Annotated in this window: 27 protein-coding genes; 26 read left to right on the plus strand and 1 reads right to left on the minus strand. The window is 59.3% G+C overall.

Annotated features, from left to right (window positions below):
* The first annotated feature begins 183 nt into the window (after nucleotides 1-183).
* The 24 genes from GH983_RS01460 (at nucleotide 184) to folD (ending at nucleotide 22,435) form a co-directional block, all read left to right on the plus strand.
* Nucleotides 184-1,179, plus strand: coding sequence for a flagellin (locus GH983_RS01460; protein ID WP_069042264.1), 996 nt, complete (start codon nucleotides 184-186; stop codon nucleotides 1,177-1,179).
* Nucleotides 1,180-1,401: 222 nt separating this feature from the next.
* The gene (locus GH983_RS01465; RefSeq protein WP_054150845.1) at nucleotides 1,402-2,400 is read left to right on the plus strand and encodes a flagellin; all 999 of its coding nucleotides are present in this window, start codon (nucleotides 1,402-1,404) and stop codon (nucleotides 2,398-2,400) included.
* Between the two features lie 305 nt (nucleotides 2,401-2,705).
* Nucleotides 2,706-3,665 (plus strand): flagellin, encoded by a 960-nt coding sequence (locus GH983_RS01470; RefSeq protein ID WP_054150844.1) that lies wholly within the window; start codon nucleotides 2,706-2,708, stop codon nucleotides 3,663-3,665.
* 263 nt (nucleotides 3,666-3,928) lie between these two features.
* On the plus strand, nucleotides 3,929-4,576 hold the full coding sequence (locus tag GH983_RS01475) for a GTPase (RefSeq protein ID WP_069042263.1): 648 nt from the start codon (nucleotides 3,929-3,931) through the stop codon (nucleotides 4,574-4,576).
* The gene (locus tag GH983_RS01480) at nucleotides 4,573-5,895 is read left to right on the plus strand and encodes a MotB family protein (RefSeq protein ID WP_054150842.1); all 1,323 of its coding nucleotides are present in this window, start codon (nucleotides 4,573-4,575) and stop codon (nucleotides 5,893-5,895) included. Before GH983_RS01475 ends, GH983_RS01480 begins: the two co-directional genes overlap by 4 nt.
* Before the next feature lie 2 nt (nucleotides 5,896-5,897).
* Nucleotides 5,898-7,220: a chemotaxis protein MotC gene (motC, locus tag GH983_RS01485; RefSeq protein ID WP_153761416.1), complete on the plus strand. Its 1,323-nt coding sequence runs from the start codon at nucleotides 5,898-5,900 to the stop codon at nucleotides 7,218-7,220.
* Nucleotide 7,221: 1 nt separating this feature from the next.
* Nucleotides 7,222-8,619 carry a flagellar hook-length control protein FliK gene (locus GH983_RS01490; RefSeq protein ID WP_153761417.1) on the plus strand — a complete coding sequence of 466 codons (1,398 nt, stop codon included), beginning with the start codon at nucleotides 7,222-7,224 and terminating at the stop codon, nucleotides 8,617-8,619.
* Complete coding sequence (locus tag GH983_RS01495; protein WP_153761418.1) at nucleotides 8,567-9,124, plus strand: transglycosylase SLT domain-containing protein; 558 nt, start codon at nucleotides 8,567-8,569, stop codon at nucleotides 9,122-9,124. The genes GH983_RS01490 and GH983_RS01495 overlap by 53 nt, the downstream gene beginning before the upstream one ends.
* 280 nt (nucleotides 9,125-9,404) lie before the next feature.
* Nucleotides 9,405-10,076: a transcriptional activator Rem gene (gene rem, locus GH983_RS01500; RefSeq protein ID WP_054150838.1), complete on the plus strand. Its 672-nt coding sequence runs from the start codon at nucleotides 9,405-9,407 to the stop codon at nucleotides 10,074-10,076.
* Between the two features lie 138 nt (nucleotides 10,077-10,214).
* The gene (locus GH983_RS01505; protein ID WP_054150837.1) at nucleotides 10,215-11,441 is read left to right on the plus strand and encodes a flagellar hook protein FlgE; all 1,227 of its coding nucleotides are present in this window, start codon (nucleotides 10,215-10,217) and stop codon (nucleotides 11,439-11,441) included.
* Between the two features lie 21 nt (nucleotides 11,442-11,462).
* Nucleotides 11,463-12,917 carry a flagellar hook-associated protein FlgK gene (gene flgK / locus GH983_RS01510; protein WP_054150836.1) on the plus strand — a complete coding sequence of 485 codons (1,455 nt, stop codon included), beginning with the start codon at nucleotides 11,463-11,465 and terminating at the stop codon, nucleotides 12,915-12,917.
* Nucleotides 12,918-12,922: 5 nt separating this feature from the next.
* Nucleotides 12,923-13,987: a flagellar hook-associated family protein gene (locus GH983_RS01515; protein ID WP_069042259.1), complete on the plus strand. Its 1,065-nt coding sequence runs from the start codon at nucleotides 12,923-12,925 to the stop codon at nucleotides 13,985-13,987.
* Nucleotides 13,988-14,023: 36 nt separating this feature from the next.
* Nucleotides 14,024-14,371, plus strand: coding sequence for a flagellar biosynthesis regulator FlaF (gene flaF / locus GH983_RS01520; protein ID WP_006726381.1), 348 nt, complete (start codon nucleotides 14,024-14,026; stop codon nucleotides 14,369-14,371).
* A complete protein-coding gene (flbT, locus tag GH983_RS01525) occupies nucleotides 14,368-14,817 on the plus strand; it encodes a flagellar biosynthesis repressor FlbT (RefSeq protein ID WP_054150834.1) in 450 nt (149 codons plus the stop codon). The genes flaF and flbT overlap by 4 nt, the downstream gene beginning before the upstream one ends.
* Nucleotides 14,808-15,251: a flagellar hook assembly protein FlgD gene (gene flgD, locus GH983_RS01530; RefSeq protein ID WP_069042258.1), complete on the plus strand. Its 444-nt coding sequence runs from the start codon at nucleotides 14,808-14,810 to the stop codon at nucleotides 15,249-15,251. Before flbT ends, flgD begins: the two co-directional genes overlap by 10 nt.
* 58 nt (nucleotides 15,252-15,309) lie before the next feature.
* Nucleotides 15,310-15,576: a flagellar biosynthetic protein FliQ gene (locus GH983_RS01535; RefSeq protein WP_054150832.1), complete on the plus strand. Its 267-nt coding sequence runs from the start codon at nucleotides 15,310-15,312 to the stop codon at nucleotides 15,574-15,576.
* Nucleotides 15,577-15,682: 106 nt separating this feature from the next.
* Complete coding sequence (gene flhA / locus GH983_RS01540; protein ID WP_054150929.1) at nucleotides 15,683-17,770, plus strand: flagellar biosynthesis protein FlhA; 2,088 nt, start codon at nucleotides 15,683-15,685, stop codon at nucleotides 17,768-17,770.
* Nucleotides 17,767-18,516: a flagellar biosynthetic protein FliR gene (locus GH983_RS01545; RefSeq protein WP_054150831.1), complete on the plus strand. Its 750-nt coding sequence runs from the start codon at nucleotides 17,767-17,769 to the stop codon at nucleotides 18,514-18,516. The genes flhA and GH983_RS01545 overlap by 4 nt, the downstream gene beginning before the upstream one ends.
* Nucleotides 18,517-18,583: 67 nt before the next feature.
* Nucleotides 18,584-18,937, plus strand: coding sequence for a hypothetical protein (locus GH983_RS01550; RefSeq protein ID WP_052018175.1), 354 nt, complete (start codon nucleotides 18,584-18,586; stop codon nucleotides 18,935-18,937).
* Nucleotides 18,938-18,970: 33 nt separating this feature from the next.
* Nucleotides 18,971-19,531 (plus strand): rod-binding protein, encoded by a 561-nt coding sequence (locus GH983_RS01555; protein ID WP_153761419.1) that lies wholly within the window; start codon nucleotides 18,971-18,973, stop codon nucleotides 19,529-19,531.
* Between the two features lie 29 nt (nucleotides 19,532-19,560).
* On the plus strand, nucleotides 19,561-19,926 hold the full coding sequence (locus GH983_RS01560; protein ID WP_054150928.1) for a hypothetical protein: 366 nt from the start codon (nucleotides 19,561-19,563) through the stop codon (nucleotides 19,924-19,926).
* Entirely contained in the window at nucleotides 19,926-20,465 is a 540-nt protein-coding gene (locus GH983_RS01565) for a flagellar basal body-associated FliL family protein (protein ID WP_153761420.1), read from the plus strand. The genes GH983_RS01560 and GH983_RS01565 overlap by 1 nt, the downstream gene beginning before the upstream one ends.
* A gap of 123 nt (nucleotides 20,466-20,588) precedes the next feature.
* The gene (locus GH983_RS01570; protein WP_150127450.1) at nucleotides 20,589-21,410 is read left to right on the plus strand and encodes a WecB/TagA/CpsF family glycosyltransferase; all 822 of its coding nucleotides are present in this window, start codon (nucleotides 20,589-20,591) and stop codon (nucleotides 21,408-21,410) included.
* A gap of 125 nt (nucleotides 21,411-21,535) precedes the next feature.
* On the plus strand, nucleotides 21,536-22,435 hold the full coding sequence (folD, locus tag GH983_RS01575) for a bifunctional methylenetetrahydrofolate dehydrogenase/methenyltetrahydrofolate cyclohydrolase FolD (protein WP_153761421.1): 900 nt from the start codon (nucleotides 21,536-21,538) through the stop codon (nucleotides 22,433-22,435).
* 22 nt (nucleotides 22,436-22,457) lie between these two features.
* Here the strand turns inward: folD and GH983_RS01580 are convergent, their stop codons facing one another.
* Entirely contained in the window at nucleotides 22,458-23,483 is a 1,026-nt protein-coding gene (locus GH983_RS01580) for a LacI family DNA-binding transcriptional regulator (RefSeq protein ID WP_069042255.1), read from the minus strand.
* A gap of 280 nt (nucleotides 23,484-23,763) precedes the next feature.
* On the opposite strand from GH983_RS01580, the gene GH983_RS01585 reads away from it, so the two are divergent.
* Nucleotides 23,764-25,116 carry an ABC transporter substrate-binding protein gene (locus GH983_RS01585; RefSeq protein WP_054150826.1) on the plus strand — a complete coding sequence of 451 codons (1,353 nt, stop codon included), beginning with the start codon at nucleotides 23,764-23,766 and terminating at the stop codon, nucleotides 25,114-25,116.
* 92 nt (nucleotides 25,117-25,208) lie between these two features.
* Nucleotides 25,209-26,450 carry a carbohydrate ABC transporter permease gene (locus GH983_RS01590; RefSeq protein ID WP_069042254.1) on the plus strand — a complete coding sequence of 414 codons (1,242 nt, stop codon included), beginning with the start codon at nucleotides 25,209-25,211 and terminating at the stop codon, nucleotides 26,448-26,450.
* The last annotated feature ends 9 nt before the right edge of the window (nucleotides 26,451-26,459 follow it).

Consider the following 26,459-nt stretch of genomic DNA (forward strand, 5'->3'; position numbering starts at 1 on the left):
CAAAAATCTGCCGTCACATCGTTTCGTTTAGGTCTTCATTAACCTTGATGGTTTTATCTAAGACTATCGAAACGGCGAGCTAACTATTAAAAATCAGCCAGTTAGCAGGCATGATGCTGTGCGCCGTTACCGGTGAGACCGGAATGTCCCTTCTTAGTCAGCCATTCAAGGGGCAACACTACCATGACGAGCATTCTTACCAATATCGCCGCCATGTCGGCACTCCAGACCTTGCGCTCCATCGGCAGCAGCATGGAAGACACTCAGGCCCGCGTTTCGTCTGGTCAGCGCGTCGGCGAAGCTTCCGACAACGCCGCCTATTGGTCGATCGCCACCACCATGAAGTCCGACAATATGGCGCTCTCCGCCGTGTCTGACGCCCTCGGCCTCGGCGCCTCCAAGATCGACACCGCTTATGCCGGTATGGAATCGGCCATCGATGTCGTGAAGGAAATCAAGGCCAAGCTGGTCACCGCGACCGAAGAAGGTGTCGACAAGGCCAAGGTCCAGGAAGAAATCACGCAGCTTCAGGGCCAGCTGAAGTCGATCGCCGACTCGGCCTCTTTCTCCGGCGAAAACTGGATCGCTGGTGGCACTGACACTTCGACGACCGCTGCCCAGGTGACCGTTGTATCCGGCTTCGTCCGTGATGCCGCCAACAACGTTGCCGTAAAGACCACGTCCTACACGCTCGACGCCGAAACGGCTGGTAGCATGACCCTTCTGTTCGGCGGCGACGCGACTGGTGCAGTTGATACAACCAGTGGTATCCTTGGCACGAATGCAGCCGACTTCACGACCACCGACTTCGACCCGACCGCCGCCGGTACCGACGCCGCAGCGACCGCCGTAGGTGGTATGTCTGTCTACACGCTGGACATCAACGGTTTTGACGGCGCTGCCATGGCAGAAGCCCTGACGCTCGTCGATGCAGCTCTGGCCTACATGACAAGCGCCGGCGCTGACCTTGGTTCGATCTCGATGCGCATCGATCTGCAGGAAGACTTCGTCAACAAGCTGTCTGACTCGCTCGACTCGGGCGTCGGTCGTCTCGTCGACGCCGACATGAACGAAGAATCGACCCGCCTCAAGGCACTGCAGACCCAGCAGCAGCTGGCCGTTCAGTCGCTCTCGATCGCCAACTCTTCTTCGGAAGTTATCCTTTCGCTCTTCCGTTAAGACCGAAGAGTCTGAAAATAGAAGCCGCCCTCCGGGGCGGCTTTTTGCATTTTAACGATTTTATCAGATCTCTTTAACCATGCGTTAACCATACGGTCGTTACATGGGCTCATGTAACGATGAGTTAACCAAGACGAAGAACTGGTTAAGGGCATTAGGCCGCTTCATCGTTCCCGGAAAGACCGGGATGTCCCCAAATCTAGCCATTTAAGGGACACGACCGTGACCAGCATTTTGACGAACAACGCAGCGATGGCTGCACTCCAGACTCTCCGTTCCATCGACTCGAAGATGCAGGATACCCAGGCGCGTGTATCCTCCGGTCTGCGTGTCGGCGGAGCTTCCGACAACGCCGCCTATTGGTCGATCGCAACGACGATGCGCTCGGACAACATGGCGCTCTCCGCCGTCCAGGACGCACTTGGTCTCGGCGCCGCCAAGATCGATACGGCCTATGCCGCGATGGAAAGCTCCATCGAGGTGATGAAGGAAATCAAGGCAAAGGTCGTCGCCGCCACGGAAGAAGGCGTCGATAAGTCGAAGATCCAGGAAGAAATCGACCAGCTGCAGGAGCAGCTTCGCTCGATCTCCGAATCGGCGAGCTTCAGCGGCCAGAACTGGGTCGCAACCGGCCCCGATACGGTCACGGCACCCGTCGACGTGACGGTTGTGTCAGGCTTCATTCGCGACTCCAGCGGCAATGTTTCCGTGTCGACCACTCTCTACTCTCTCGATGCAACGACAGCGGACGGCATGACAGTTCTGTTCGGTGGCGACGCGACCGGCCTGATCGACTACAACTCCGGTATCATTGGCAGCGTATCCGATACCTTCGACGCCTTTGTCGACTGGGACAATGACGGCGTGGTCGGTGCAGCCGCGGCTGAAATCGCGGGCGTTTCCATCGATCAGCTCGACATCACCGGCCTGACCACTGCCGGCATGCAGGAAGCCCTCTCGCTTGTCGAATACGGTCTGCAGCAGATGACCAGTGCCGCAGCAGCCTTGGGCTCGATCTCCATGCGCATCGGCATGCAGGAGGACTTCGTTGCGGCTCTGACCGACTCGATTGACAGTGGTGTCGGTCGTCTCGTCGATGCCGACATGAACGAAGAATCGACCCGCCTTAAGGCGCTGCAGACCCAGCAGCAGCTCGCCATCCAGTCGCTCTCGATCGCCAACACCTCTTCCGAAAGCATCCTGACTCTCTTCCGTCAGTAAGCGGCGCTCTGGCTAGGGGCGACTTCGTCCCGCCCTGACAGTGTCGGATGTTCTCGGTGTGAATCCGCGCCTCGTAAGAGGCGCGGATTTTCGTTTGAGCCTTGCGCGAAACTTTTGGCAATTTCGTTTGAACTACAAAAGACAAGCCTGTGCCTTGCCATGTCCTTGGTCTGTTTGTTAACTGCCGCTGTTAACGATTTGTTAACAGTGACGGGGATCGCGCGTTCGCGCGTTTTGCATGATGCCCTCCCGTCGTGCCGGCAAGTCGCCGGATGCGCAGTCCGACACGCTTAGGGGCACCAAGCATGACCAGTATTATGACCAATGCGGCCGCCATGGCGGCGCTGCAGACACTTCGTTCGATCGACAACAATCTCGAGATGACCCAGCGGCGCGTATCGTCGGGTTACCGGGTCGAAACGGCGGCCGACAATGCCGGCTATTGGTCAATCGCCACGACGATGCGTTCCGACAATGCTGCGCTCTCGACAGTTTCCGACGCACTTGGCCTCGGTGCGGCAACCGTTGATACCGCTTACACGGCGCTCGACAATGTCGTCGACGTGATGTCCACGATCAAGGCAAAGCTGGTTGCCGCGAGCGAGCCCGGCGTCGACAAGAACAAGATCAACGAAGAAATGACGCAGCTGAAGAACCAGCTGATTTCTTCTGCCCAGTCCGCATCCTTCTCGGGTGAAAACTGGCTTTACAACACCAATGCGCTGGAGTTGGGTACCAAGCAGGTCGTTTCCTCCTTCGTCCGCGGAGCCGACGGCAGCGTTCAGGTCACGACCCTCGACTTTGACACCGCCGAATCCGTGCTGATCGATATCCAGGATGCGTCTCGCGGCTTCCTCACCAAGTCAATCGACGCCGACGTGCTGCGCAACACCGGTACCGGTGCACGCGAATATTACCTCCTCGACATGGGGGCGCCGACCGGTGGCGACGAGATCGCGATAAACACCAACACGTCCAAGGAAGCGCTCGACGACATGATTGCCGTCGTCGACAACGTCATCCAGCAGCTGACCGATGCCGCCGCCACCCTCGGCGCCATCACCAGCCGTATCGAGATGCAGGACACCTTCGTCTCGAACCTCATGGACGTGATCGACAAGGGCATTGGCCGTCTGGTCGATGCCGACATGAACGAGGAATCGACGCGTCTGAAGGCGTTGCAGACCCAGCAGCAGCTTGGCATCCAGGCACTCTCGATCGCCAATAGCAGCGCAGAAAAGCTCCTGACGCTCTTCCAGCGATAAGCCTTGAACCGCTGGATATACTGGTATCCAGCGGTTCCGTGCCGTTTTGAAGCAGGTCGCCACCAGCCTCATTCATCTTCGCGCAAGTTTGAACCCCTAGCTTCAGGAAGCGCACGTGGCATCAGAAGCCAAGCCGTGCCGAATGAGCTTTGAACGATCCTTGAAGATGAGAGAACGCGTACGGACATGCTGATGTTTGATCTTCTTCTCCTGGAATTGCACTTCAGCCGTGTCCAATCTGTCGCCGATGGAGGCGATTGCCCATGAGCATGCCTTTGGCCCGTTATCTCAAGGACTTTTCGACAACGGTCGCGCCGCCTGCGCCGCCGGCGCCGGCTTTCGATATGCCGTCGGTGGACGCCTTCGACATGGACTTCCCGGCGCTTCCCGAACCCGAGGCAGTCGACGTCGAGGCCATCAAGCGCGAGGCCTATGCCGAGGGTCATGAAGCCGGTGAAAAGGCAGCTGCGGAGCGTTTCGAGGTGGACCGGCAGGCAATCGAGATAGCCCACGCGCAGGCGCTGGCCGAGCGTGACCAGAAACTGCGTGATGAATTTGCAGACCTGCTCGCGACGAAGCTGCCGGACGTGATCGAGAGGCTCTCGATGGCCGTGAGCGAACAGGCGGCGATTGCGCTCGCTCCGGCGATTGGCGAGGCCCTTGCCGAGAAGGCTGTGAAAGACCTGGCTGAACTCTTGAAGGCAGCCATAAATGCGGGCGAGGCAGGCACGATTGAGGTCAAGGGGCCTCGTCTCCTGTTTGAAAAGCTGCAGTCGGAAATGCCGGAGCAGACAAGTTTCCTGCGCCATGTCGAGGATCCGGACCTCGATCTCTCGGCTGAATTCGGCGATGCCGCGCTCGTCACCCGCATCTCGGCCTTTACGGCGAGCCTGAAGAAAGTGCTGGCATGAGCGACGAGAACCACCACCACGGCAAGAGCCAGATCATCATCGTCAAGCGCCGCAAGGGTGACCACGATGGCGCGCATGGCGGAGCTTGGAAGATCGCCTTTGCCGACTTCATGACCGCGATGATGGCCTTCTTCCTCGTCATGTGGCTGGTCAATGCTGCCAATGAAGAGACCAAGGCCACGGTGGCCAGTTACTTCAATCCTATCCAGCTTGCCGACGAAAAGCCCACCGAAAAGGGGCTCGAGAAGCCGGTCGAAACCAGCGAGGGCCAAGAGAAGAAGGAACGCTCCCAGGTCGATGAAGATCAGGACAAGGTAGGTTCCGCCGCCGCGACCGGTGACGACCAGACGGCCTCCTCGGGCGACGAAGCCAATTATTCGGAGGCCGACTTCTTCGAAAACCCCTATTCGGTTCTGGCTGAAATCGCCCAGGAAGTCGGGCAACAGGCCAATGTGAGCGCCAAGGGCGAAGGCGGCGCAGCCGACTCTGGCCCGTCTACCGGCGCTCAGGGCGGTGAGGCCTATCGCGATCCCTTCGATCCGGATTTCTGGACGCAGCAGGTTCAGACTGCCAACGGTCCGCCGGGCGATCCGACCGACGCGCAGACGCCGGCCGAGCAGGCACAGACCGCCCCGCCATCAGACACTGACACGTCTGAACCTTCGACCGAGCCTGAACAGCAGATCGCCCTTGTAGTGCCCGGTCAGAAACCGGATCCGGCAGCCACGCCATCAGAAGCGATGGCCGCTGACAAGCCGGCCGACGCAGACGCGTCGGAGATCGGCCAGACCGAACAGCCGCTCGAGGGAGTTGCTGAGAAGCCGGAAACCGCCGAGGCTGAGCTCGAGGCTCAGCTTGCGGCGGCGGACACCCTCAAGGCGGAAATCGCAAATGCCATTGGCGGAGCAGCCGGCAAGCTGGCCGAGGGGCTCATTGTCACGCCGACGGAAGGTGGCTTGCTGGTCACGATCAGCGATCAGAGCGATGCCGCCATGTTCAATCTCGGCTCGGCCGTGCCACGCCGGGAACTGGTGGTCGCCATGGAGAAACTCGGTCAGATCCTGCAGGAAAAGCCGGGCCGCATCGTGATCCGTGGCCATACGGACGCCCGCCCGTTCCGCGGCACGGAAAATGACAACTGGCGGCTTTCCATGGCCCGCGCCCACAGCGCCTATTTCATGCTGGTCCGCGGCGGTCTTGACGAGGATCGTGTCGAGCAGGTCTCGGGCTTTGCCGATCGGCGCCTGCAGGTGCCGGAGGATCCGCTCGCAGACGCCAACCGTCGCATCGAGATCCTGATCGAAGCGGAGCAGGGCTGACCATGCTCATCCGCCGTCTCACCCTCCGCCTGCTGCTGTCCGGTCTGACCGTCTTTTCGGTCGGATCGTTCGGCCATGCGCAGTCGACGGACGAGGCGATCGAGCCGTATCGAATGCTGCGATCGCTGCAATTCGTCCAGGATACTGTGGTGCGCGGCGACCATTCTGCAGCCGACATGCAGCGGTTCGTGCTCAACACGATCGACGAGCGTTTGCGCACGGCCGACCCGAAGATTTTCCAGGATCCTCGCAACGTCGATGCAGCACTGATTTACGCGATGAGCGGAGGAAATCCGGCAACCCTGGAATTCCTGGTCGCCCGCGACATCGAGGGCAACTTCGACAACCGGGTCAGTGATGCCTTGCGCAAGTATCTGAGCGGCAAGGGTACTCTCATCGGCAAGACCCTCGGCGACATGGCCGTCGAATACAAGAATGACAAGATCGGCCCTTATCTGGCGCTGGTCGCCGGGAATGTGACCCTGACGCGCGATCCGGCCGCTGCGCTCAAGTTCTACGATTGGGCCCGCCTTACGGCGCCCGGCACCATCGTCGAGGAAGCGGCCCTGCGACGGTCGCTTGCGGTCGCGGTCGATGCCAAGATCGTCGACAAGGCCTCGCTTTACGCCAATGGCTATGCGCGTCGCTTCCTCTATTCTCCCTATGCCAGCCAGTTCGCTGATCTGTTCGTCCGTTTCGTCGTGGAGCATTACGAGGTGCTGAAGCCCACCGACATCGAAGCCACACTCGGCTACATGGACGCGGATCGGCGCCGTGAGGTCTACCTACGGATTGCCCGTGAGGCGGCCATTGCCGGCCACAACCAACTGGCGACCATGGCGGCCGAGCAGGCAAAGCTGCTTTCCGGCACCGAGGAAGGTGCCGACGCTCTGGCGAAACTCTATGGCAGCCTCGTGCGTGTCCCCACTGAGAATGTCACCGACGCGATGGCGGCCTTGATGCAGGTCCCGGAAGACATGTTGTCGCCCAGGGATCGCGCCTTGAGGCAGGCGGCTGAAACCATCGCTAAAGAAGTCCTGCGCAAACCCGAACCCATTCAGCGTTCCCAGACGCCTTCGGCGGAAGCTGTGAGCATCGACGATCCGGCACAATCCGCATCGGCTGATCCGGACCTGCAGGATCCGTTTGCCCAGCCGGAGCCGGCCTCAGTTACGCAGGCTGACGCAACGCAGCCAGTCGCCGACGCAGCCGCGACACTTCCTGCCGAGCAAACCGAAATCGACCCGGAATTGCGTAGCTTCGTCGATTCCGGACGCTCTAAGCTCGACGCAATCGACGATCTTCTCCAGAAAGAAGGCCCGTAACATGATGGACGCACTTTCCGCCCCCAGAATGCCCGCGACGGATGGCCCGGCGGCTGCAAGCGGCTCGGGCCGCGCAGACAAGGCGGCGGACGACGGCAGCTTCTCCAAGGTGCTCTCCAAATCCGGCGAGCAGGAGGCAGGTGCGTCGAAGCAGGATCGCACACGCGACGAGACGGAAGCCTCGGAGGCAGAGGTAAATCAGCCAGATGCAAAGATGGCGCGGGCGAGTGAACGATCCTTCATCGATGATGCTTTGCTGGCGGAACTCGATGCACTTCCGGATGACGTCTCGACGGGGGATCTGATCCGGGCTCTCGCCAAGGCGCAGGCCAAGACCAAAGCAAATGCTCAGGGCGATAAGGAGCCTCAGGTCGAGATCGAAGGCCTCGATCCGGAACTGAAGGCGCAACTGGCGAAGGCGATGGCGGCCGTTCGGGATCGCAAGGAAACCGGTGAAGGCGAACCAGTGGCGACCGAGCAGGCTGCAGGCGAGGCGTCCCCGTCCGAAACTCCGGTGGCGGACCTCGCCGATGTGCTTCAGCTTCTGGCGGGTGGCAAGATTGATCCCGCCGAGAAGGGCAAGGAGCCAGCCAAGGGCGACAAGTCGGACAAGGACGATCAGAAGGTTCTCGCCGGGAACCTTATTGACGCCAAGGCCCATGACGCCGCCGATAACGCCGCTTCGGATGACGACAGCTCTGACGGCGACCGCGATTTCCGCTTCATCCGGGCAGACGGCAAGGGGCAGCCACTTGTTCTGCGCGGGGAGGGGGCGTCTTCTCCGGAGCAGACCGAGCAGAAAGTGGTTGAAACGGTCACGGTCGTCGATAGCCGCCGCTATATCGCTCCAGTCTCCACATCCAATGCCGCGTCCATTACTGCAGCGATGCTGGGCGACAATGAGTGGCTCGGTGCCATGGCACCCGGCTCAGAGCTCGCCAATGCCGCAGCCCAGTCCAGCCAGGGTAAGGTCGTGCATACGTTGAAGCTCCAGATGACACCGATTGAGCTCGGCAGTGTCACCGCGACCCTGCGCCTGTCAGGCGAAGAGCTGAGTGTTCAGCTGACCGTCGACAACCCGGCGGCCTTCCGCCAGCTCTCAAACGATCAGAGCGACATCCTGAAGGCACTCCGGGCCCAGGGTCTGGTCGTCGACCAGGTCCAGGTGACCATGCAGACCCCGTCGGCGGATCGCAGCGCAGATGCAGGACAGAATGGATCGCAGAACCAGCAGTCCGGCCAACAGGCATTCCAGCCCGGAAATCAGGGCGGTGAACGACAGCAGCGCGGTGACGCGCCAGGAAATAGCGTGAGGATGGCGGATGAGCGTGTGGCTGATACGACGGATGTTCCCGCTTCCGGCAGTCGCGGCGCTCGCCCTGATCAGCTTTACGTCTGAGGTAGAGGCAAGTCGCGGTGCCTGTGAGGGCGCCATCAGCGCGGCCGCTGCCAAATACGGCGTTCCCGAAGGCATTCTCTATTCGGTCGGCCTGACAGAGACTGGCCGCAAGGGCAGTCTTGCCCCCTATGCCATGAACGTCGAGGGCAAAGCCTATTACTTCGACGATCTGGATGCTGCTCTCGACGGCTTCGAGCGTGCAAGAATGGGCGGCGCTAAGTTGATCGATGTCGGCTGCATGCAGATCAATCAGCACTTCCACGGGGAGCACTTTACCTCAGTCGAGGCGATGTTTGACCCGAGGCGCAACGTGGAATATGCCGCTCGCTTCCTCAGCAACCTTCACAATCGTCATGAAACCTGGACGATGGCGGTTGCGCGCTATCATGCAGGACCTAATAATGATCCCGCCCAGAAGCGTTACGTGTGCCGTGTGATCTCCAATCTGGTTGCCACGGGCTATGGAAACTGGACGCCCAATGCGCGACAATTTTGCGGTGAATAGCAACCCATGATTGTTTGACAGCCACGATTGTGCCGATTTGCGAATTGTGGCGACACTGCGGTAACGAGAGCTCATGCAAGACCTTGTGCGAAACTTGCGTTAACTTTTCCACCGGAAAATTGTGTCCGCATAGTTAAAAACATACTAGATCTAGTTCAAATCGGCACCAAATGGTTAATCAATCGTTAATTACTATGGTTAAGTTCTCCTAGTTGTTCATGAATCCCCCGATTCGTACCCATGGTGCATCGAAACACCACACTGATTCGGAGGCGGCTGAATGATCGTCGTGGTAGATGAGCGCGAGCTCGTGAAAGACGGATACACATCACTATTTGGACGCGAGGGGATTCCCTCGACGGGGTTCGACCCCCGGGAGTTCGGGGAATGGGTCAATACGGCGGCCGATTCCGACATTGCAGCGGTTGAGGCGTTCGTCCTCGGCCAGGGCGAGATGACCCTCGAATTGCCGCGGGCAATTCGTGACCGGACCCAGGCGCCGGTGATCGCGGTCAGCGATCATCCATCCCTGGAGGCTACTTTGGCGCTCTTCGATTGCGGAGTCGATGACGTCGTACGTAAGCCCGTGCATCCCCGTGAAATCCTGGCGCGCGCTGCGGCTATCCGCCGGCGTCTTCGGGCAATCACCAATTTCACCGAGATCGGTCCGATCAAGGTCTTCTCCGACGGCCGTGATCCCGAGATCGCCGGCGACGTCTTCCCCTTGCCGCGCCGCGAGCGCCGCATCCTGGAATATTTGGTCGCAAACCGCGGCCGACGCGTATCGAAGACGCAGATCTTCAACGCGATCTACGGGATCTTCGACGAGGAAGTCGAAGAGAACGTCGTTGAAAGTCACATTTCCAAGCTTCGCAAGAAGCTGCGCAAGAAGCTGGGTTTCGATCCTGTCGATTCCAAACGCTTCCTCGGCTACTGCATCGACTGGAGCTGATCTCTACCTGCGGCCGCCCTTGAGCGGCCGCATTTTTTTCCCTCGACGCGAGGGAAAAAGCTGGGCGCTCAAGCCAGACAGCTTCACGCAAGGCCCACCTCATACTCTCCAAATCGACTAGCAAACGAGGATTTTGACATGAGCCTTTACGGAACCATGCGAACGGGTGTCTCCGGCATGAATGCCCAGTCGAACCGGCTGAGCACCGTCGCTGACAACATCGCCAATTCCAGCACTGTCGGCTACAAAAAGGCCTCGGTGCAATTTTCATCCATGATTTTGCCGACCACGAACGGCGCCTACAATTCCGGCGGTGTCGAAACGGACGTGCGCTACTCGATTTCGAGCCAGGGTACCTTCAGCTACACGACGTCGACGACGGACCTCGCCATCAATGGCGACGGCTTCTTCATCGTCAAGGGCGACGACGGCACCCCCTATATGACGCGTGCCGGTTCCTTTGTTCTGCAGGACGACGGAACCCTGAAGAACACGGCCGGCTATACGCTGCAGGGTTATCCCTATGATTCTGAGGTCGATCCGACGATTGTCGTCAATGGTTTCGATGGCTTGGAGCCAGTGGACCTCTCCGGTTCGGGGATTTCGGCAGTCAGATCACTGACAGGCACGCTGAACGTGAACCTGCCGAACTCGGCCGAGGTAGGTGTTGCCACTGACATCAAGAAGACGTCTCTGACCGTCTTTGACAGTCAGGGATCAAGCCGATTGATCGATTTCACCTATGAGAAGATCGCTGACAATACGTGGGAGGTCTCTGCGGTTGAACGGGATAACGGCACTCAGGTCCTTGCGCCCCAAACGTTGGTTTTTGACGCGGACGGCAAACTCGTAACTCCCGATCCAGCCGAGCTGCCGCTTGATCCCTACACTGTAGACGGCGCTGAAGTCGGCGACCCTGGTACCGGTATCCTGATCAGCATTGGCGATACGACCCAGCTCGCCTCGGATTTCTCCGTCCAGCTGGGCAAGGTGGACGGCAACGCCGCCTCGAAGGTCAAGGGTTACGAAATCGACGACAAGGGCATCGTTTCGATTGCCTACGACAACGGCGATTTGGTGCCGACCTTCCGCGTCGCGCTCGCCAGTGTCCAGAGCCCGGACAATCTCAATCCGGTGGCCGGCAACATGTACACCCAGTCGAACGACTCCGGTGTCGTCATCCTTGGCTATGCCGGCTCCAGCGGCTTCGGCACGATCCTGTCGGGCGCACTTGAAGACTCCAACGTGGATGTCGCTGAAGAGCTCACCGCGATGATCGAGTCTCAGCGCAACTACACTGCAAACTCCAAGGTATTCCAGACCGGCTCCGAATTGATGGAAGTCCTGGTCAACCTGAAGAGATAATCGAAAGAGTAGGTTAGTCCTATGTCGCTTGCATCGTCACTGAATACGGCCAACTCGATTTTCCGGAATACGTCCCAGCAGACGTCCGTAATCTCGACGAACATCGCCAACACCGGCAACGAGAACTACGTGCGCCGTGATGCGGTGGTCACGCAGACCGTCTACGGTTTCTCGACGGTGCAGAATGAACGGTCGCAGCAGATGGCTCTGCTGCGCCAGATGGCATCGTCGACGGGGCAGCAGAGTGCGCAGTCGACACTTCTGGACGGCCTGACCACGCTTTCCAATGCGCTTGGTGGCAATGACAAGGAATTGTCGCCATCCAACTATCTCGCGAACCTGCAAAGCAGCCTGCAGGCTTTCGCCGCCGCCCCGGGCGAATACGCACTCGCTTCCACGGTCGTGACGGATGCAATCGACGTCGTCAACTCGCTGAACAATACGACGATGTCGACGCAGAAACTGCGCGAAGACACCGATGCGCAGATGTTTCAGCAGGTCGAGTCGCTGAACAAGCTGCTCGCCGAGTTCAAGATCGTCAACGACACGGTCGTGCGTCAGACGGCGACCGGCGGCAATGCCGACGACTATCTCGATCGCCGCGACACGCTCCTCAAGGAGATCTCCAATATCGTCGGCGTATCCGTGAACATGCGCGATAACAGCGACATGGTTCTGTACACCTATGACGGCACGACGCTGTTCGAGACGGAGCCGCGCGAAGTCAGCTTCGTGCGTACCTTTACCTATGATTCGACCGTCTCCGGCAATGCCATCTACATCGACGGAACGGCGGTTCGCGCCGGTATCGGCGGCAATACCGATGGCCAGGGTTCGCTTGCTTCGCTCGTGCAGATCCGCGACGTCATTGCGCCGACCTTCCAGACCCAGCTCGATGAAATCGCGCGTGGCCTGATCGAAGCCTTCCAGGAAGTCGACACCGGCGGCGGCGGCGAACTGCCGGGCCTGTTCACCTGGCCGACCGGCACAATTCCCTTGACGGGAACGGTCGAGCCTGGCCTGGCTGCCCTCATTCAAGTCAATCCGGCCGTTCGCTCGGATGCCGGCGGCGATCCCATGCTGATCCGTGACGGTGGCATCAATGGCGCCGCCTATGTGCAGAATGTCGATGGATCTTCGGGCTTTACCGATCTGATCAACAGCTATGTCGACGAACTCGCCGCGAACAGAAGCTTCTCCGCCGATGCGGACCTGAAGACGGATGCAAGTGTTTTGTCCTTCGCCAGCAACTCGATCGGCTGGCTCGAAGAGCTGCGTTCGAACGCCTCGACGGCGTTTGAGAACAAGCAGGCACTCTATGAGCGCACGTTCCAGACCTACTCCTCCAAGACGGCGGTCAGTCTCGACGAAGAACTCTCGATGCTGCTCGATGTCGAACAGTCCTACAAGGCCGCAGCCAAGCTCGTCTCAACGGTGGATGAGATGCTGAAGGCCGTCATGGATATGGTGAGGTAATCCCAATGTCGACAGCTAGCGTCTCCAATCTTTCCACCCAGACATCCATGCGACTGACCATTCGGCAGGCGCAAAATGAGCTCTTGAAGTCACAGCAGGAAGTCAGCACCGGCTTCTACGCCGACATCGGTGCGGAACTGGGCAGCAAGACCTCGACCGTCGTTGACCTGAACCGGGAAAGCCTGCGGCTGAACTCGATGATCAGCAATAACTCGATCGCGACGCAGCGACTGTCCGCCTCCCAGGAAGCGCTGAAGCAGATCGCGACCGCCGCCGAAGAGATGAACAACGCGCTGATCACCATCTCCGGGTCGTCGAACAGCGACACGATCAACACCACCGTGATGACCGTATCGAACTCCCTCTCGACGATGACGAGCATGGCCAACCAGTCGGCCAATGGTGAATTCCTGTTCGCAGGCATCAACACCGATGTGAAGCCGTTCAGCGAGTACACGGACACGTCGCCGGCGAAGACGGCTTTCGACAACGCCTTTACCGCCTATTTCGGCTTCGCGCCGACCGATACGGCGAGCGTCGCGACGATCGTCCCGAGTGGTGCAGTCCCGAGCATGGAGGATTTCATCACCTCCACGCTGGAGCCGATGTATACCGGAGCCGACTGGAACACCGATTGGTCGAACGCGACCGACCAGGCGATGACCAGCCGCATCACGCAGTCTGAAACTGTCCAGACATCGGCCTCGGCCAATGAAGACGGTTTCCGCTACTTCGCGCTCTCTGCCATCGTGACCAAGGAACTCATGACGATCGGTGCGCCGGCCGCCGCAGTGACGGTCGCGATCAACAAGGCGATCGACTACACGGGCCGCGCCATCACCGGCATCAACTCGACGCGCTCGGAACTTGGTCTTTCCGAGAACCGAATTGAGAAGGCGGATGCCTCGCTCAAGGTTCAGGTGGATATTATCGAAACCAGCCTGTCGAGCAAAATTGAAGTAGATGCGTACGAAGCGTCGACTCGCGTTAACTCTCTGCTTGCCATGGTGGAAGCATCATACACGCTGACATCGAGGATCCAGGGCTTGAGTCTTGTAAACTACCTTTGATGAGCAAAGGGTGAAATGAACCTGAAGGGCAACTGAATGTACCAGTTCTCATATGCCGAGATTATGGAAGATGGCGTCGCTGACGCCAAGGAGCGCGAACGGCAGGCCCTTGACCGTTGCATCCAGCTTCTGAGCGCGGCCCGTGAAAAGAAGGGCTACTCCCGCGAGGCGATCGAAGCTCTGTTTTATACCCGCCGGGTCTGGATCCGGCTGATCGAAGATCTGCAAAACCCCGAGAACCAGCTCGGCGACGAAGTACGCGCCAATCTGATTTCCATCGCCATCTGGATTTTGAAAGAGTGTGACCGGATCCGCAAGCGTGAGTCCGAGAACTTCCAGGGCATCATCGACGTGACAACCATCATCAGGGATGGACTTAAATGAAGAGCACTTTGCGCATCTCGCTCAAGTCGGGCGAACGTATTTTCATCAATGGAGCGGTTCTGCGCGTCGACCGCAAGGTTGCCCTCGAGTTCCTGAACGATGTCACTTTCCTGCTCGAGAACCACGTTCTGCAGCCGGAGCAGGCGACCACGCCGCTGCGTCAGCTCTACTTCATCGCCCAGATGATGCTGATCAATCCGGAAGGCAAGGATCAGTCGCTGGCGATGTTCCGCAAGTCGGTCATCATGCTGCTGTCCTGCTTCGAGAACGAAGAGATCCTCGCTGAGCTGAAGCGCATCGATGGCATGGTCTCCTCCGGTCGCGCTTTCGATGCCTTGAAGGCGATCCGTCAGCTCTATCCGATTGAGGACCGCATCCTGAACAACCAGGAAATGACGCCGGCGACCATCGAGCAGATCCGCAAGGAGATTGCGCCATGGCGGTAGACGGTGTAGCTGCCACCACTGCGGCCACGACGACATCGTCTGCCACCAGCAGCACGGCGAGCAAGGCTGCCGAGAAGGCATCGATCGATTACGATAGCTTCTTGAAGCTCCTGATCGCCCAGATGAAGAACCAGGATCCGACGAATCCTATGGATGCGACGGAGCAGATCTCGCAGCTTGCCACCTTCTCCCAGGTCGAGCAGACGATCCAGACGAACTCGAACCTCGAGACGTTGATCACCGGCAACGCGCTGAGCAACGCCTCCTCCTACATCGGCAAGACCATCACCAGCGCCGATGAAAAGACCACCGGCGTCATCGCCTCGGTTCGCGTCTATAGCGACACGATGGTGGCAACGACCGCTGAGGGCAAGGAAATCCCCATCACCGTGGGCGTCCGCGTCGGGACCAAGCCCACGACGAGCGGCACGTGACATGCTAGGCCTTTCGGAGTGGAAGGCGTGATTCGCCACTCCGAAAGGATACCGTCTCATGAATGAGGCAGACGCTCTCGACATTCTCCAGGCTGCAATCTGGACAATCATCATCGCTTCCGGGCCGGCCGTGGCCGCCGGCATGATCGTCGGTGTCGTCATCGCGTTGATCCAGGCGCTGACCCAGGTCCAGGAAATGACCCTGACATTCGTGCCGAAGATCCTTGCCATCATGATCACGATCGGCATCTCGGCGCCTTTCGTCGGAGCCCAGATCAATCTCTTCAGCAACCTCGTTTTCTCGCGGATCCAGTCAGGCTTCTAGCGGAGCGGTCTGACACCCTCGCGCAAGCTTCGCCGTCTATCTCTTCAAGGCAGACTGCCGGAAGCATGGTCTTCCGGGTGACTTCTCATGAAGAGATGGAATGGACATGGCGCAACCACCTGCACTCGTAATCCCGAAGGCCAGCCCCAGCGGGCGTGACATCGGTTTCGCGTTCGGGATCGTGATGATCCTGTGCATCCTCTTTCTGCCCATACCGCCCTTTCTGATCGATGTCGGCCTGGCATTCTCCATTGCGCTTTCCGTCCTGATCCTGATGGTCGCGCTCTGGATTCAGCGCCCTCTGGACTTCTCGTCCTTCCCGACTATCCTGCTGATCGCCACCATGATCCGTCTGTCGCTCAACATCGCGACGACGCGCGTCATTCTAACCCATGGTCACGAGGGCCACGGGGCCGCCGGCGGGGTGATCGCCGGCTTCTCCAACCTCGTGATGGGCGGCGACTTCGTCATCGGTCTGATCGTCTTCCTGATCCTGATCACCGTCAACTTCATCGTCATCACCAAAGGCGCCACGCGTATCGCGGAAGTCGGCGCCCGCTTTACCCTTGATGCAATCCCCGGCAAGCAGATGTCGATCGACGCCGACCTTTCGGCCGGTATCATCGACGAAAAGGAAGCACAGCACAGACGCCGTGAACTGGAGCAGGAAAGCTCGTTCTTCGGTGCGATGGATGGTGCTTCGAAGTTTGTCCGCGGCGACGCGATCGCCGGTCTGATCATCACCGCCATCAACGTTGTCGGCGGGATTGTCATTGGCTACTTCCGCCATGACATGGAGCTCGGTGAAGCAGCAGACGTCTTCGTCAAGCTCTCCGTCGGTGACGGCATCGTCTCCCAGGTTCCAGCACTGATCGTTTCGCTGGCCGCCGGCCTTCTGGTCTCGCGCGGCGGCACACCCGGCTCGACCGACGAGGCTGTGGTCAATCAGCTGAGCGGCTATCCGCGCGCCTTGTCTGTCGCGGCCGCAATGATGGGGGCACTTGCGCTCGTTCCCGGCCTTCCCCTGATCCCTTTTACCGTTCTGGGTGGTCTGATGGCCTTCGGCGCCTGGCTCATCCCGCGCCGCCTCGAGGCCGAAAATCAGGTCAAGCGCGAGCAGGAAGAAAAGAAGGTCATCCAGAACAAGGAAGCCGAGAAGGATTCGGTCAAGTCTGTTCTCAAGACCTCCGAGATCGAACTGGCCCTTGGCAAGCTTGTCTCCACCCGACTGCTTGGAGCCCATCAGGAACTCGCCTTCCGCGTTGGCAAAATGCGCAAGAAATTCGCCAGCCAGTACGGTTTTGTCGTGCCGGAAATCAAGGTGACCGACGATATCGCGATCCCGGAAAAGGCCTATCAGATCCGTATCCACGGCACGACGGTCGCGTCGAACAACCTGCGTGTCGGCGAAGTTCTGGTCGTGACAGGCTCTGGTCGCAAGCCGAACGTACCGGGCGACGAGATCCGCGAACCGGCTTTCGGCATGCCGGCGGTCTCGGTCCTCGAAACCTTCACAGAAGAACTCAAGCGCGAAGGCTTCCACCCGATCGACAATGTCTCGGTCGTGCTGACGCATGTCTCGGAAGTCATCCGCAACAACCTGCCACAGCTCCTGTCCTACAAGGACGTCAAGGTGCTGATCGATCGCCTGGATCCCGAGTACAAGAAGCTCGCCGATGAGATCTGCTCGTCGCACATGTCATATTCGGGCCTGCAGGCGGTCTTGAAGCTGCTGCTCGCCGAGCGCGTCTCGATCCGCAACCTGCATCTCATTCTCGAAGCGGTCGCCGAACTCGCGCCGCATGTCCGCAAGACGGAGCAGATCGTCGAGCATGTGCGTGTCCGCATGGCCCAGCAACTCTGCGGTGACCTCACCGACAACGGTGTCCTGCGCGTCTTGCGTCTCGGCTCCAAGTGGGATCTCGTCTTCCACCAGGCGCTGAAGCGCGATGCCAAGGGCGAGATCGTCGAATTCGACATCGATCCGCGCAGCCTGGAAGAGTTCTCCGAACAGGCAAGTCAGGTTATCCGTGAATTCATGGACCGGGGCCTGCCCTTCGTCCTTGTCACGTCGCCCGAAACACGGTCCTATGTGCGCATGATCATCGAACGACTCTTTGCCACCTTGCCGGTCCTTTCACATGTGGAACTCGCCAAGGGCATCGAGATCAAGATTCTGGGCTCCATTTCATGATTTCTGACCCGCAGGGGAGTGTGCTGGTACTGATCGCGATTTTCTGTCGCATCGGCGCCTGCATCATGACCCTGCCGGGCTTTTCTTCGGCCCGTATCTCGATGACGGTGCGGTTCTTCCTTGCCTTTGCCATCTCGCTGGCCATGACGCCTTTGCTCTTCGATACCGTGTACCCCACGGTCTCCGGGGGCGGGGCCTCTCTTATCGGCGTCATTGTCGCGGAACTCCTGATTGGCATGATGTACGGCCTTGTTCCGCGCTTCTATGTGCTCGGATTGCAATTTGCAGGCTCGGCGATCTCGATGGCGATTGGCCTCAACACGCCGGGCGCGTCAGACGTTCTCGAAGACACCCCTGACAACCAGATGACCAATCTGATCTCTTTCGGTGGCCTTCTCATGCTCTTCATGTTGGATTTCCACCATGTGGTGTTTCGCGCGCTGTTCGATTCCTATTCGGTGATGCCGATCGGCGGCATGCCGGACAGCCAGAAAATGCTGATCACGCTGACCGACACCCTGACGCAGACCTTCCTTCTGATGCTGCGTTTGGCGAGCCCATTTCTGATCTTCGGTCTGATGTTCAACGTGGCCGTCGGTCTGGTGAACAAGCTCGCACCCCAGGTGCCCGTCTTCTACATCTCGACCCCTTATCTGCTGATGGGTGGACTGCTCCTGGTCTATTTCACCATCGCTGCCATGGTCATGCAGTTCGGCCAGAATTTCCCGATGATCTTCAATTTCTGACGAGGCTGCCTTGGGACCGCAAAAGAAATCCGACAAACTCAAGCGTCTGGTCGCCGTACAGCGTCACATGGAGCGGATGGCCGAAAGCGATCTGGGCATCACCGCACAACGCATCGAGGAAAACGCTCGTTCGATGGACACGGTCATGGATGCCATCGGATCGCTCGATCCCTTGCACCGGCTTTTCGCCCAGAACTATGCGGACCGCTTCGATCGCCTGTCCAACACGGACAAGCAGTTGCACGGTCTGCAGCAGGTTCAGGAGATGAAGCTGATGCGCGAGCGCGCCAAGGGCGACCGGCTGGAAGAAAACATGAAGGATGCGCGCGACCACGAAGAGCGCGAGCGCGATGACGATGCCATCTATGATCTGATCGACCTGAAATTTGCCACACCAGCCTCCAGCAAGCTTCAGGAGTGATAGTCGCCTCGAACCGAAATCGAGGATGTCATCGTGGCCATTTCTCCTGCAAGCGATCTGGTGCTGGACGTTGTCCGTGCTGCTGATCCGGCACAAGTTGCCGCTGCTCAGGAACAACTGAAAGCCAACCGGGCGAACTTCATGGCGACCAGTCTCGCTGAGAAGGGCGCAGGTTTTGGCGCGACTGTCGACATTCTGAACCGCAGCGCCAACGCCGCTCGCGTCGAAGCGACGGCGCAACCGACCGAGGATGTCGGCAAGCCTCCGAAGATCTACCGCGATTTTGAAGCCGTTTATCTCACCAACTTCGTCCAGAGCATGCTGCCGGACGAGAGCGAGGAAGTGTACGGCAAGGGCAATGCCGGCGAGATGTGGAAGAGCATGATGGCCGAGCAACTCGGCACGGTTCTGTCTGAATCCGGCGGCGTCGGCATCGCCGAGCAGATGTATGACCAGGCCCTCCAGCGCGTGCGCGGACAAGATAGCGTCAATGCTGCCACGGACGAGACAGATCGCGGGCTCGCCATGAGCTGGGTGACCGATCTGGAGCGCCGCACCCTGGGTGCCGGCGCCGACACCGATAACAAGAATTGATCGATTTTTCGAAAGACAGGGCAGAATTCATGGAATTTGTTTCAAGCGAATATCGGGTGAAGACGGTACTGAGCCGGCTTGAGCGTATCATCGACAATGAGAACGAGCGGATCGGCAAGGATCCGGAATTCGACTTCAAGGTTTCCAACGCCCACAAGAGCCGCTGCCTTTACGAATTGACCATGCTGTTCCGTGACACGGACCCGCGCGAATTCGCGGTCAACTATGTCGAGCAGCTCCATGTTCTGAAGGAAAAGCTCGCTCTGAACGCCCGTCGCGTCGAGGCGCATCTCGCGGCCGTTCGTGCGGTTGCCGACATCCTGAAGAACGCGGTTCGCGACGCAGACGGTGACGGCACCTATTCTCAGGAACAGTTCCAGTTCAGCGAGTTCTGATGGGCAAGATACTCGGAATCGGCCTTTGGGTCTGCATCGTCACGCTGGGGGCCGTCTACGGTTCGATCTATCTGGCGACAGCCCCTGCCGGCCCGAGCGAGGAAGAAACAAAGACGCCCGCACTCGAGCTCGTTCGCGGTGAGTCCATCACTATTCCGGTCATCGGCGGTGGTGATGTCACCGGATATTTCCTGACCCGCATCTCCTTCATGATGGACAAGGAAAAGCTCAAAGGACAGGACCTGCCGACGACCGAATTGATGACCGACCAGCTGTTCACGCTGCTGGTTGGCAACAAGATGGTCGACATCGGCAACGTCTCCGCCTTCGACGTCAATTCGTTTCGTGAGCAGATCAAGACCGAGATGAATGCAAGGCTCGGTGAGGGTATGATCGCTCAGGTGCTGATTGAGCAGCTCGATTACGTCTCGAAGGACGCCGCCCGCAAGGCTGCCGACGGTGGTTCCAAGCCCATGGAGAAGACCACGGTCGTCGAAGGCGAAAAGGTTGAAGAAAAGGCTGCATCCTCAGGGCATTGACCATTCGCGTGGCCTTATGGTGAACGCCGCGTTGATCATCTCATGAGAATTGTAGCGCGGAGCTTAACCTGAATTTTAGCGGTGACTGATAGGTTCTGGGTATCGATCCTTGGGACCCCTTCCATGCCAGCTTCGTCATTTTCTGCAGTGAGAGAGCCTGACGACGTCGTTGGCCCGGCTCCGCAAACGATTGTCCCCGTACGCCCGATCCTCGACATGCCCGTCCACGACCTGGGCTGGAAGCCAGCGCTCGCCCTTCTTGAGGAAAAGCTGACCGAGGACACGGGCCTCACACACATCGCCTTCCTCAATGCCAACAATGCCAATGTGATGATGCGGGACCCCGATTACCGCGAGGTTCTCGGTCGGTGTCTGGTCCTGCCGGATGGCATCGGTGTCGATATCGCCGCGAAGTTCCTGCACGGAGACCGCTTCTCGGCCAACCTGAATGGGACCGATTTCGTCCCGGCAGCCCTGACCTTCATCACGAAGCCGCTCAGGGTAGGGCTGCTCGGAGCAACATCCGAGGTGCTGCAGGATGCCGCCAAGAACTTTCGCCTTCACACACCCTGGCATGAATTCGTCGAAATCTCCGATGGATATTTCGACCGTGCCGATCCGACATTCATCCTCAAGCGCATTGAGCAGGCCCGCATCGATCTGCTGCTCGTCGCCATGGGCACGCCGCTGCAGGAAAAATGGGTCGACAGGCATCTGACCGGCGATCATGCGCGGGTCGTGATCAGCGTTGGCGCACTGCTCGACTTCGTCTCGGGACGTGTCCCCCGTGCGCCTGACTGGGTCCGCCAACTCAGGTCCGAATGGCTGTTTCGTCTTTGGCGGGAGCCTTCGCGCCTCTGGCGACGCTATGTGCTCGGCATCCCCGTCTTTCTCGCCTATGTGCTGCGTCACCGGCTCAGTCAGCCGGCAACGATGTCCGGCTGACACCAGGGCCGCGAAATCCTGCACTTGCAATGTGCCGCATTTTGACAGCATAGGACGGCGACAGGCAAACGGCGCCTGCATGTTGGCGCTAGCTTGCTGCGAGTTCTAGACGGGGATTGTGCACAGTGACCACGGTAATCGATGGAAAGGCAGCCGCTGCTTCGGTGATTGAAGCAGTAACCTCAGCAGCGACGACGCTCAAGACATCCGGCCATCGCAAGCCCGGTCTGGCTGTGGTCATCATCGGCAACGACCCGGCAAGTCACGCCTATGTCGGCGCGAAGAGCCGAATGGCCAAGCAGTGCGGTTTCAACTCGATCCAGCACACCTTGCCGGAGGAGACATCTCAGGACGAGCTGATGACGCTGGTCGCCTCGCTCAATGCCGACCCCGAGATCGATGGCATCCTCGTCCAGCTCCCGCTTCCCAAGCATCTCGACAGCGAGCCGGTGATCCAGTCGATCCTGCCGGAAAAGGATGTCGACGGCCTGCACATCGTCAATGCCGGAAAGCTTGCGACAGGTGATTTGAAGACGGGCCTGCTCTCCTGCACCCCGGCCGGTGCCATGATCCTTGTCCGCCAGATCCATGGTGACGACCTGTCCGGCCTGAATGCACTGGTGATCGGCCGGTCGAACCTCTTCGGAAAGCCGATGGCGCAACTTCTGCTGAATGCCAATGCCACAGTCACTATCGGCCATTCTCGCAGCCGCGACCTGCCGGAACTCGCCCGCCAGGCCGACATCCTGGTCGCCGCCGTCGGCCGCGCCGAGATGGTCAAGGCTGACTGGTTGAAGCCCGGCGCGACCGTCATCGATGTCGGCATCAATCGTGTTGCGGCTCCGGAGAAGGGCGAGGGCAAGTTCAAGCTGGTCGGCGACGTCGCCTTTGCCGAATGCAAGCCGGTTGCCAAGGCGATCTCGCCGGTTCCGGGCGGCGTCGGGCCGATGACGATTGCCATGCTGATGGCCAACACAGTGATTGCAGCCCATCGTCGGGCAGGCATGGCGGCGCCGCGCTTCTGACGGCTTACGCCGGGCGCCGTGCTCAGGCCGGCGCCGGTCCCGTCGAGGCACGCACCACCAGTTCCACCTTCCACAATTCCTGCTCGGGCAAGGCTGGTTCGCTCTGGTTGATCATTGCAATCAGGCGCTCGCCGACCCGCTTTCCTGCTGCGCGCAACGACGAGCGGGTCGTGGTGAGGGGCGTCGAGAAGTTTTCCGGTTTCAGCAGCGGCAACTCGTCGTCATGGGCGATAAGCGAGATGTCGGTCCCGAGCTTCAGCCCGAATTCGTTCATCGCCCGGACGGCGCCGAGAGCAAGCACGGTACTGGCACACAGAACCGCAGTCGGACGATCGGGCAAGCCCAGGATCTCTTTCATGCCGCGATAGCCCTGCTCGTCGCCCATGAAACTGTGCCGGGTGTGCCGGGGATCGAGCAGGAGCCCTTTCTCAGCAAGCGCCTTCTCCGTTCCAAGTCGACGCCGACAGGCGAAGTCGAGCTCCGCCTGTCCATTCAGCAGGGCAATACGCTTATGCCCGAGCTGGAGCAGGAAGCGTGTCGCATCATAAAAGGCGCCTTCGTTGTCCACATCGAGGAAGGGGTAGTCGAGACCGAGACCGGATGATCGACCGTGCACGATGAAGGGCAGGGACAAGGATTTCGCCATCGCGATCCGCGGATCTTTCTCGCGCACATAGGCGAGATAGTAACCATCAACACTGCCGCTTGAGACGAGCCAGCGGATGGCCTGTTCCTCTTCTTCAGCCCGTGACGGCATGATGACGAAATGGAAGTCGTGGACGATCGAGGCTTCGGCGAGCCCGCTCTGGAATTCGGCGAAGTGCATGTCCGAGCTATGATCGGGCGAGATCGGCATGATCAGCCCAATGGATCCGGCCTTGCCGGTCGCCAGACGCTGGGCCGCCCGATTCGGACGGTAGCCAGTCTCCTTTGCCGCCTGAAGCACGCGCCTGCGCGTCTCCGCGTTCACTTCCGGATAGCCGTTGAGCGCACGGCTTATCGTCGTCTGCGACAGACCGAGCATCTGCGACAATTCTTTGAGATTCACTGCTGGCATTCCTCTCCCGTGCAAGACCGCCAGTTGCCTCCGCAGGTGGTCAAAGCGCTTCGACTATGGCGCAGACGCCCGGTCGGCGACAAGAGAAAAATGCTTTAAATCAATGCAGATGCTGCTGGCCGTGCCAGGGGTTGCGCCAAAATGCGGCAGAACCAGAAAAGCGCTTGACTCAATATGGAACCCAATGGGATGAAATAGGGGCCAAAGCGCTTTGAGGATAATGCGCTGACCAAGGACGTTTGGCCGTCCGATGTGATGGGAGGTTAATCACATGAAGAAACTGTTTTTGATGACCGTGGCTGCTGCCGCGCTCGTTGCTGGCACGGCCGGCGCACAGGAATTGAAGTTCGCTCCCGGTGAAGATGCCAAGTTCAATTGGGCAAGCTTCGAGGAGCTGAAGAAGACCCAGCTCAACGGCGAACAGATCACCATTTTTGGCCCCTGGCTGGGCCCGGACCAGGTCCTCGTTGAAAGCGTTCTGGCCTATTTCGCAGCCGCGACCGGCGCGGATGTCCGCTACACCGGCTCTGACAGCTTCGAGCAGCAGATCGCCGTCGATCTGGAAGCCGGCTCCGCCCCGAACATCGCCATCTTCCCGCAGCCGGGCCTCGCGTCCGACATGGCGAAGCGTGGTTTCCTGACCGATCTCGGCGCTGAAAACGCATCCTGGCTTAAGGATAACTACGCCGCTGGCCAGTCCTGGGTCGATCTCGGCACCTATGCTGGCCAGGACGGCAACAAGGCCTTCTACGGCTTCCCCTTCAAGACTGACCTGAAGTCGCTCGTCTGGTATTCGCCTGAAAACTTCGAAGATGCCGGTTACGAAGTCCCGCAGACCATGGAAGAGCTCAAGGCTCTGACCGAGAAGATCGTCGCTGACGGTGGTACGCCGTGGTGCATCGGTCTCGGTTCGGGTGCCGCCACCGGTTGGCCGGCCACCGACTGGGTCGAGGACATGATGCTGCGCACGGCGTCGCCGGAAGACTACGACAAGTGGGTTTCCAACGAGATGAAGTTCGACGACCCGATCGTCGTCAATGCCATCAATGAGTTCGGCTGGTTCGCCAAGAACGACAAGTTCGTCGTCGGTGGTGCCGGCGCCGTCGCTTCGACCGACTTCCGCGACAGCCCGAAGGGCCTCTTTGCCTCGCCGCCGCAGTGCTACATGCACCGCCAGGCGTCGTTCATCCCGTCCTTCTTCCCTGAAGGCACGTCGGTGGGTGAAGATGCAGACTTCTTCTACTTCCCGGCCTATGCCGAAAAGAACCTCGGAAGCCCGGTTCTTGGCGCTGGCACGACCTTCACTATCACAAAGGACAGCAAGGCCGCTCGCGCTTTCATCGAGTTCCTGAAGTCGCCGATCGCCCATGAAGTCTGGATGGCCCAGAAGGGCTTCCTCACCCCGCACAAGGGCGTGAACCCGGAAGTCTTCACGGATCCTACCGTCCGCAAGATGAACGACATCCTGCTGCAGGCGACCACGTTCCGCTTTGATGGTTCTGACCTGATGCCGGGCGCCATCGGCGCAGGAAGCTTCTGGACCGGCATGGTCGATTATGTCGGTGGCAAGTCCGCGGAAGATGTTGCAAAGTCGATCCAGACAGCCTGGGACGGCGTCAAGTAAGCTGCCATAGAGCAGTACTGCCTCACGAGCGTCCGGGCTAAACCGCCCGGGCGCTCGCAAAAATCAGAAGGCATGCGGAGGGGGAGACCATCATGAATCCAGCGTTGCAGGCTCTGATCACGATCATCATCGGTGTCGGTGGATGTGTCGGTTATTTCTACCTGTCGAATATTTTTGTCGACAGGGTGCTGTTCCCCGCCAAGGGTGAGCACGCAGGGCGCAATATTAACCGCGCCAATATGATCCGCCCTTGGCTGTTCCTGTTTCCTGCCATTGTCGCCCTCGGCTTCTATCTGGTCTATCCCGTCATCGCCACGCTCTGGCTATCCGTGTCGGACCGCAGTTTAGGGGGAGCCTTTGTCGGCTTGGCCAATTATGAGCGGATGGCTGCTGAACCGAAGTTCTGGGAGGCGATCACCAACAATCTGCTATGGCTGATTGTGGTGCCGGCAGTCTCGACAGCCTTCGGCCTTCTGGCCGCACAGCTTACCGACCGCATTTCCTGGGGAAGCATCGCGAAATCGCTGATCTTCATGCCTATGGCGATCTCCTTCGTCGGTGCGTCAGTCATCTTCAAGCTGGTGTATGACACACGACCGGCGGGTGAGGAGCAGATCGGTATCCTCAACGCCATCTGGCTGTCTTTCGATGGCGGATTTGGGGCGGTTCTGACCCTGCGTATCCTGCCGGCACTGCTGCTCCTCGCGTTCATTGCCTTCGTCGCCTATGGCATTTACCAGCTGTTGCGTCCCCTCGGCGGAGGAATCGGCCATCGTGGCGGAAGCTCGAAATTCGGTGTCGTCGTTCGCGTTGCGCTGACGCTCGCCGGAGCCTGGCTCTGCTATCGTGCGCTTGTCTCCATCTACATCGTCATGACCTTCGCCTATCCCTATGGCGAGCCGCAGACCTGGTTGACGATTCCGTTCTGGAACAACTTCTTCCTGATGGTCGTGCTGATCTGGATCCAGACGGGCTTCGCGATGGTCATCCTGTCGGCGGCCATTCGCGGCATCCCGGAAGAGACAATCGAGGCGGCCGTCATCGATGGCGCGAACGATTTTGAGATCTTCTTCAAGATCAAGATCCCGCAGATCATGGGAACCGTGGTCGTCGTCTGGACCACCATCACGCTCGTCGTTCTCAAGGTCTTCGACATCGTCTTTGCGATGACCAACGGCCAGTGGGAAACGCAGGTGCTTGCCAACTACATGTTCGACAAGCTCTTCCGGGCCAATGACTGGGGCATCGGTTCGGCAAGCGCCATGGTGATCATGCTGCTGGTCCTGCCGATCCTGGTCTGGAACGTCTACAACGCTCGAAAAGAAATGCGCTGAGGGGAGGCG

This window comes from Agrobacterium sp. MA01, from assembly GCF_009650195.1.
Taxonomy (GTDB): domain Bacteria; phylum Pseudomonadota; class Alphaproteobacteria; order Rhizobiales; family Rhizobiaceae; genus Allorhizobium.

Excerpts from the sequence above, each read along its gene's own strand:
- flgK (WP_054150836.1), top strand. The coding sequence starts at position 11,463 with ATGTCGCTTGCATCGTCACTGAATACGGCCAACTCGATTTTCCGGAAT.
- GH983_RS01545 (WP_054150831.1), top strand. The coding sequence starts at position 17,767 with ATGATTTCTGACCCGCAGGGGAGTGTGCTGGTACTGATCGCGATTTTC.
- GH983_RS01590 (WP_069042254.1), top strand. The coding sequence starts at position 25,209 with ATGAATCCAGCGTTGCAGGCTCTGATCACGATCATCATCGGTGTCGGT.
- GH983_RS01570 (WP_150127450.1), top strand. The coding sequence starts at position 20,589 with ATGCCAGCTTCGTCATTTTCTGCAGTGAGAGAGCCTGACGACGTCGTT.
- flhA (WP_054150929.1), top strand. The coding sequence starts at position 15,683 with ATGGCGCAACCACCTGCACTCGTAATCCCGAAGGCCAGCCCCAGCGGG.
- flbT (WP_054150834.1), top strand. The coding sequence starts at position 14,368 with ATGAAGAGCACTTTGCGCATCTCGCTCAAGTCGGGCGAACGTATTTTC.
- GH983_RS01585 (WP_054150826.1), top strand. The coding sequence starts at position 23,764 with ATGAAGAAACTGTTTTTGATGACCGTGGCTGCTGCCGCGCTCGTTGCT.
- GH983_RS01560 (WP_054150928.1), top strand. The coding sequence starts at position 19,561 with ATGGAATTTGTTTCAAGCGAATATCGGGTGAAGACGGTACTGAGCCGG.
- GH983_RS01565 (WP_153761420.1), top strand. The coding sequence starts at position 19,926 with ATGGGCAAGATACTCGGAATCGGCCTTTGGGTCTGCATCGTCACGCTG.
- GH983_RS01480 (WP_054150842.1), top strand. The coding sequence starts at position 4,573 with ATGAGCGACGAGAACCACCACCACGGCAAGAGCCAGATCATCATCGTC.
- GH983_RS01490 (WP_153761417.1), top strand. The coding sequence starts at position 7,222 with ATGATGGACGCACTTTCCGCCCCCAGAATGCCCGCGACGGATGGCCCG.
- GH983_RS01505 (WP_054150837.1), top strand. The coding sequence starts at position 10,215 with ATGAGCCTTTACGGAACCATGCGAACGGGTGTCTCCGGCATGAATGCC.
- GH983_RS01495 (WP_153761418.1), top strand. The coding sequence starts at position 8,567 with ATGTTCCCGCTTCCGGCAGTCGCGGCGCTCGCCCTGATCAGCTTTACG.
- rem (WP_054150838.1), top strand. The coding sequence starts at position 9,405 with ATGATCGTCGTGGTAGATGAGCGCGAGCTCGTGAAAGACGGATACACA.
- GH983_RS01460 (WP_069042264.1), top strand. The coding sequence starts at position 184 with ATGACGAGCATTCTTACCAATATCGCCGCCATGTCGGCACTCCAGACC.
- GH983_RS01470 (WP_054150844.1), top strand. The coding sequence starts at position 2,706 with ATGACCAGTATTATGACCAATGCGGCCGCCATGGCGGCGCTGCAGACA.
- motC (WP_153761416.1), top strand. The coding sequence starts at position 5,898 with ATGCTCATCCGCCGTCTCACCCTCCGCCTGCTGCTGTCCGGTCTGACC.
- flgD (WP_069042258.1), top strand. The coding sequence starts at position 14,808 with ATGGCGGTAGACGGTGTAGCTGCCACCACTGCGGCCACGACGACATCG.
- GH983_RS01535 (WP_054150832.1), top strand. The coding sequence starts at position 15,310 with ATGAATGAGGCAGACGCTCTCGACATTCTCCAGGCTGCAATCTGGACA.
- GH983_RS01515 (WP_069042259.1), top strand. The coding sequence starts at position 12,923 with ATGTCGACAGCTAGCGTCTCCAATCTTTCCACCCAGACATCCATGCGA.
- GH983_RS01475 (WP_069042263.1), top strand. The coding sequence starts at position 3,929 with ATGAGCATGCCTTTGGCCCGTTATCTCAAGGACTTTTCGACAACGGTC.
- GH983_RS01550 (WP_052018175.1), top strand. The coding sequence starts at position 18,584 with ATGGAGCGGATGGCCGAAAGCGATCTGGGCATCACCGCACAACGCATC.
- flaF (WP_006726381.1), top strand. The coding sequence starts at position 14,024 with ATGTACCAGTTCTCATATGCCGAGATTATGGAAGATGGCGTCGCTGAC.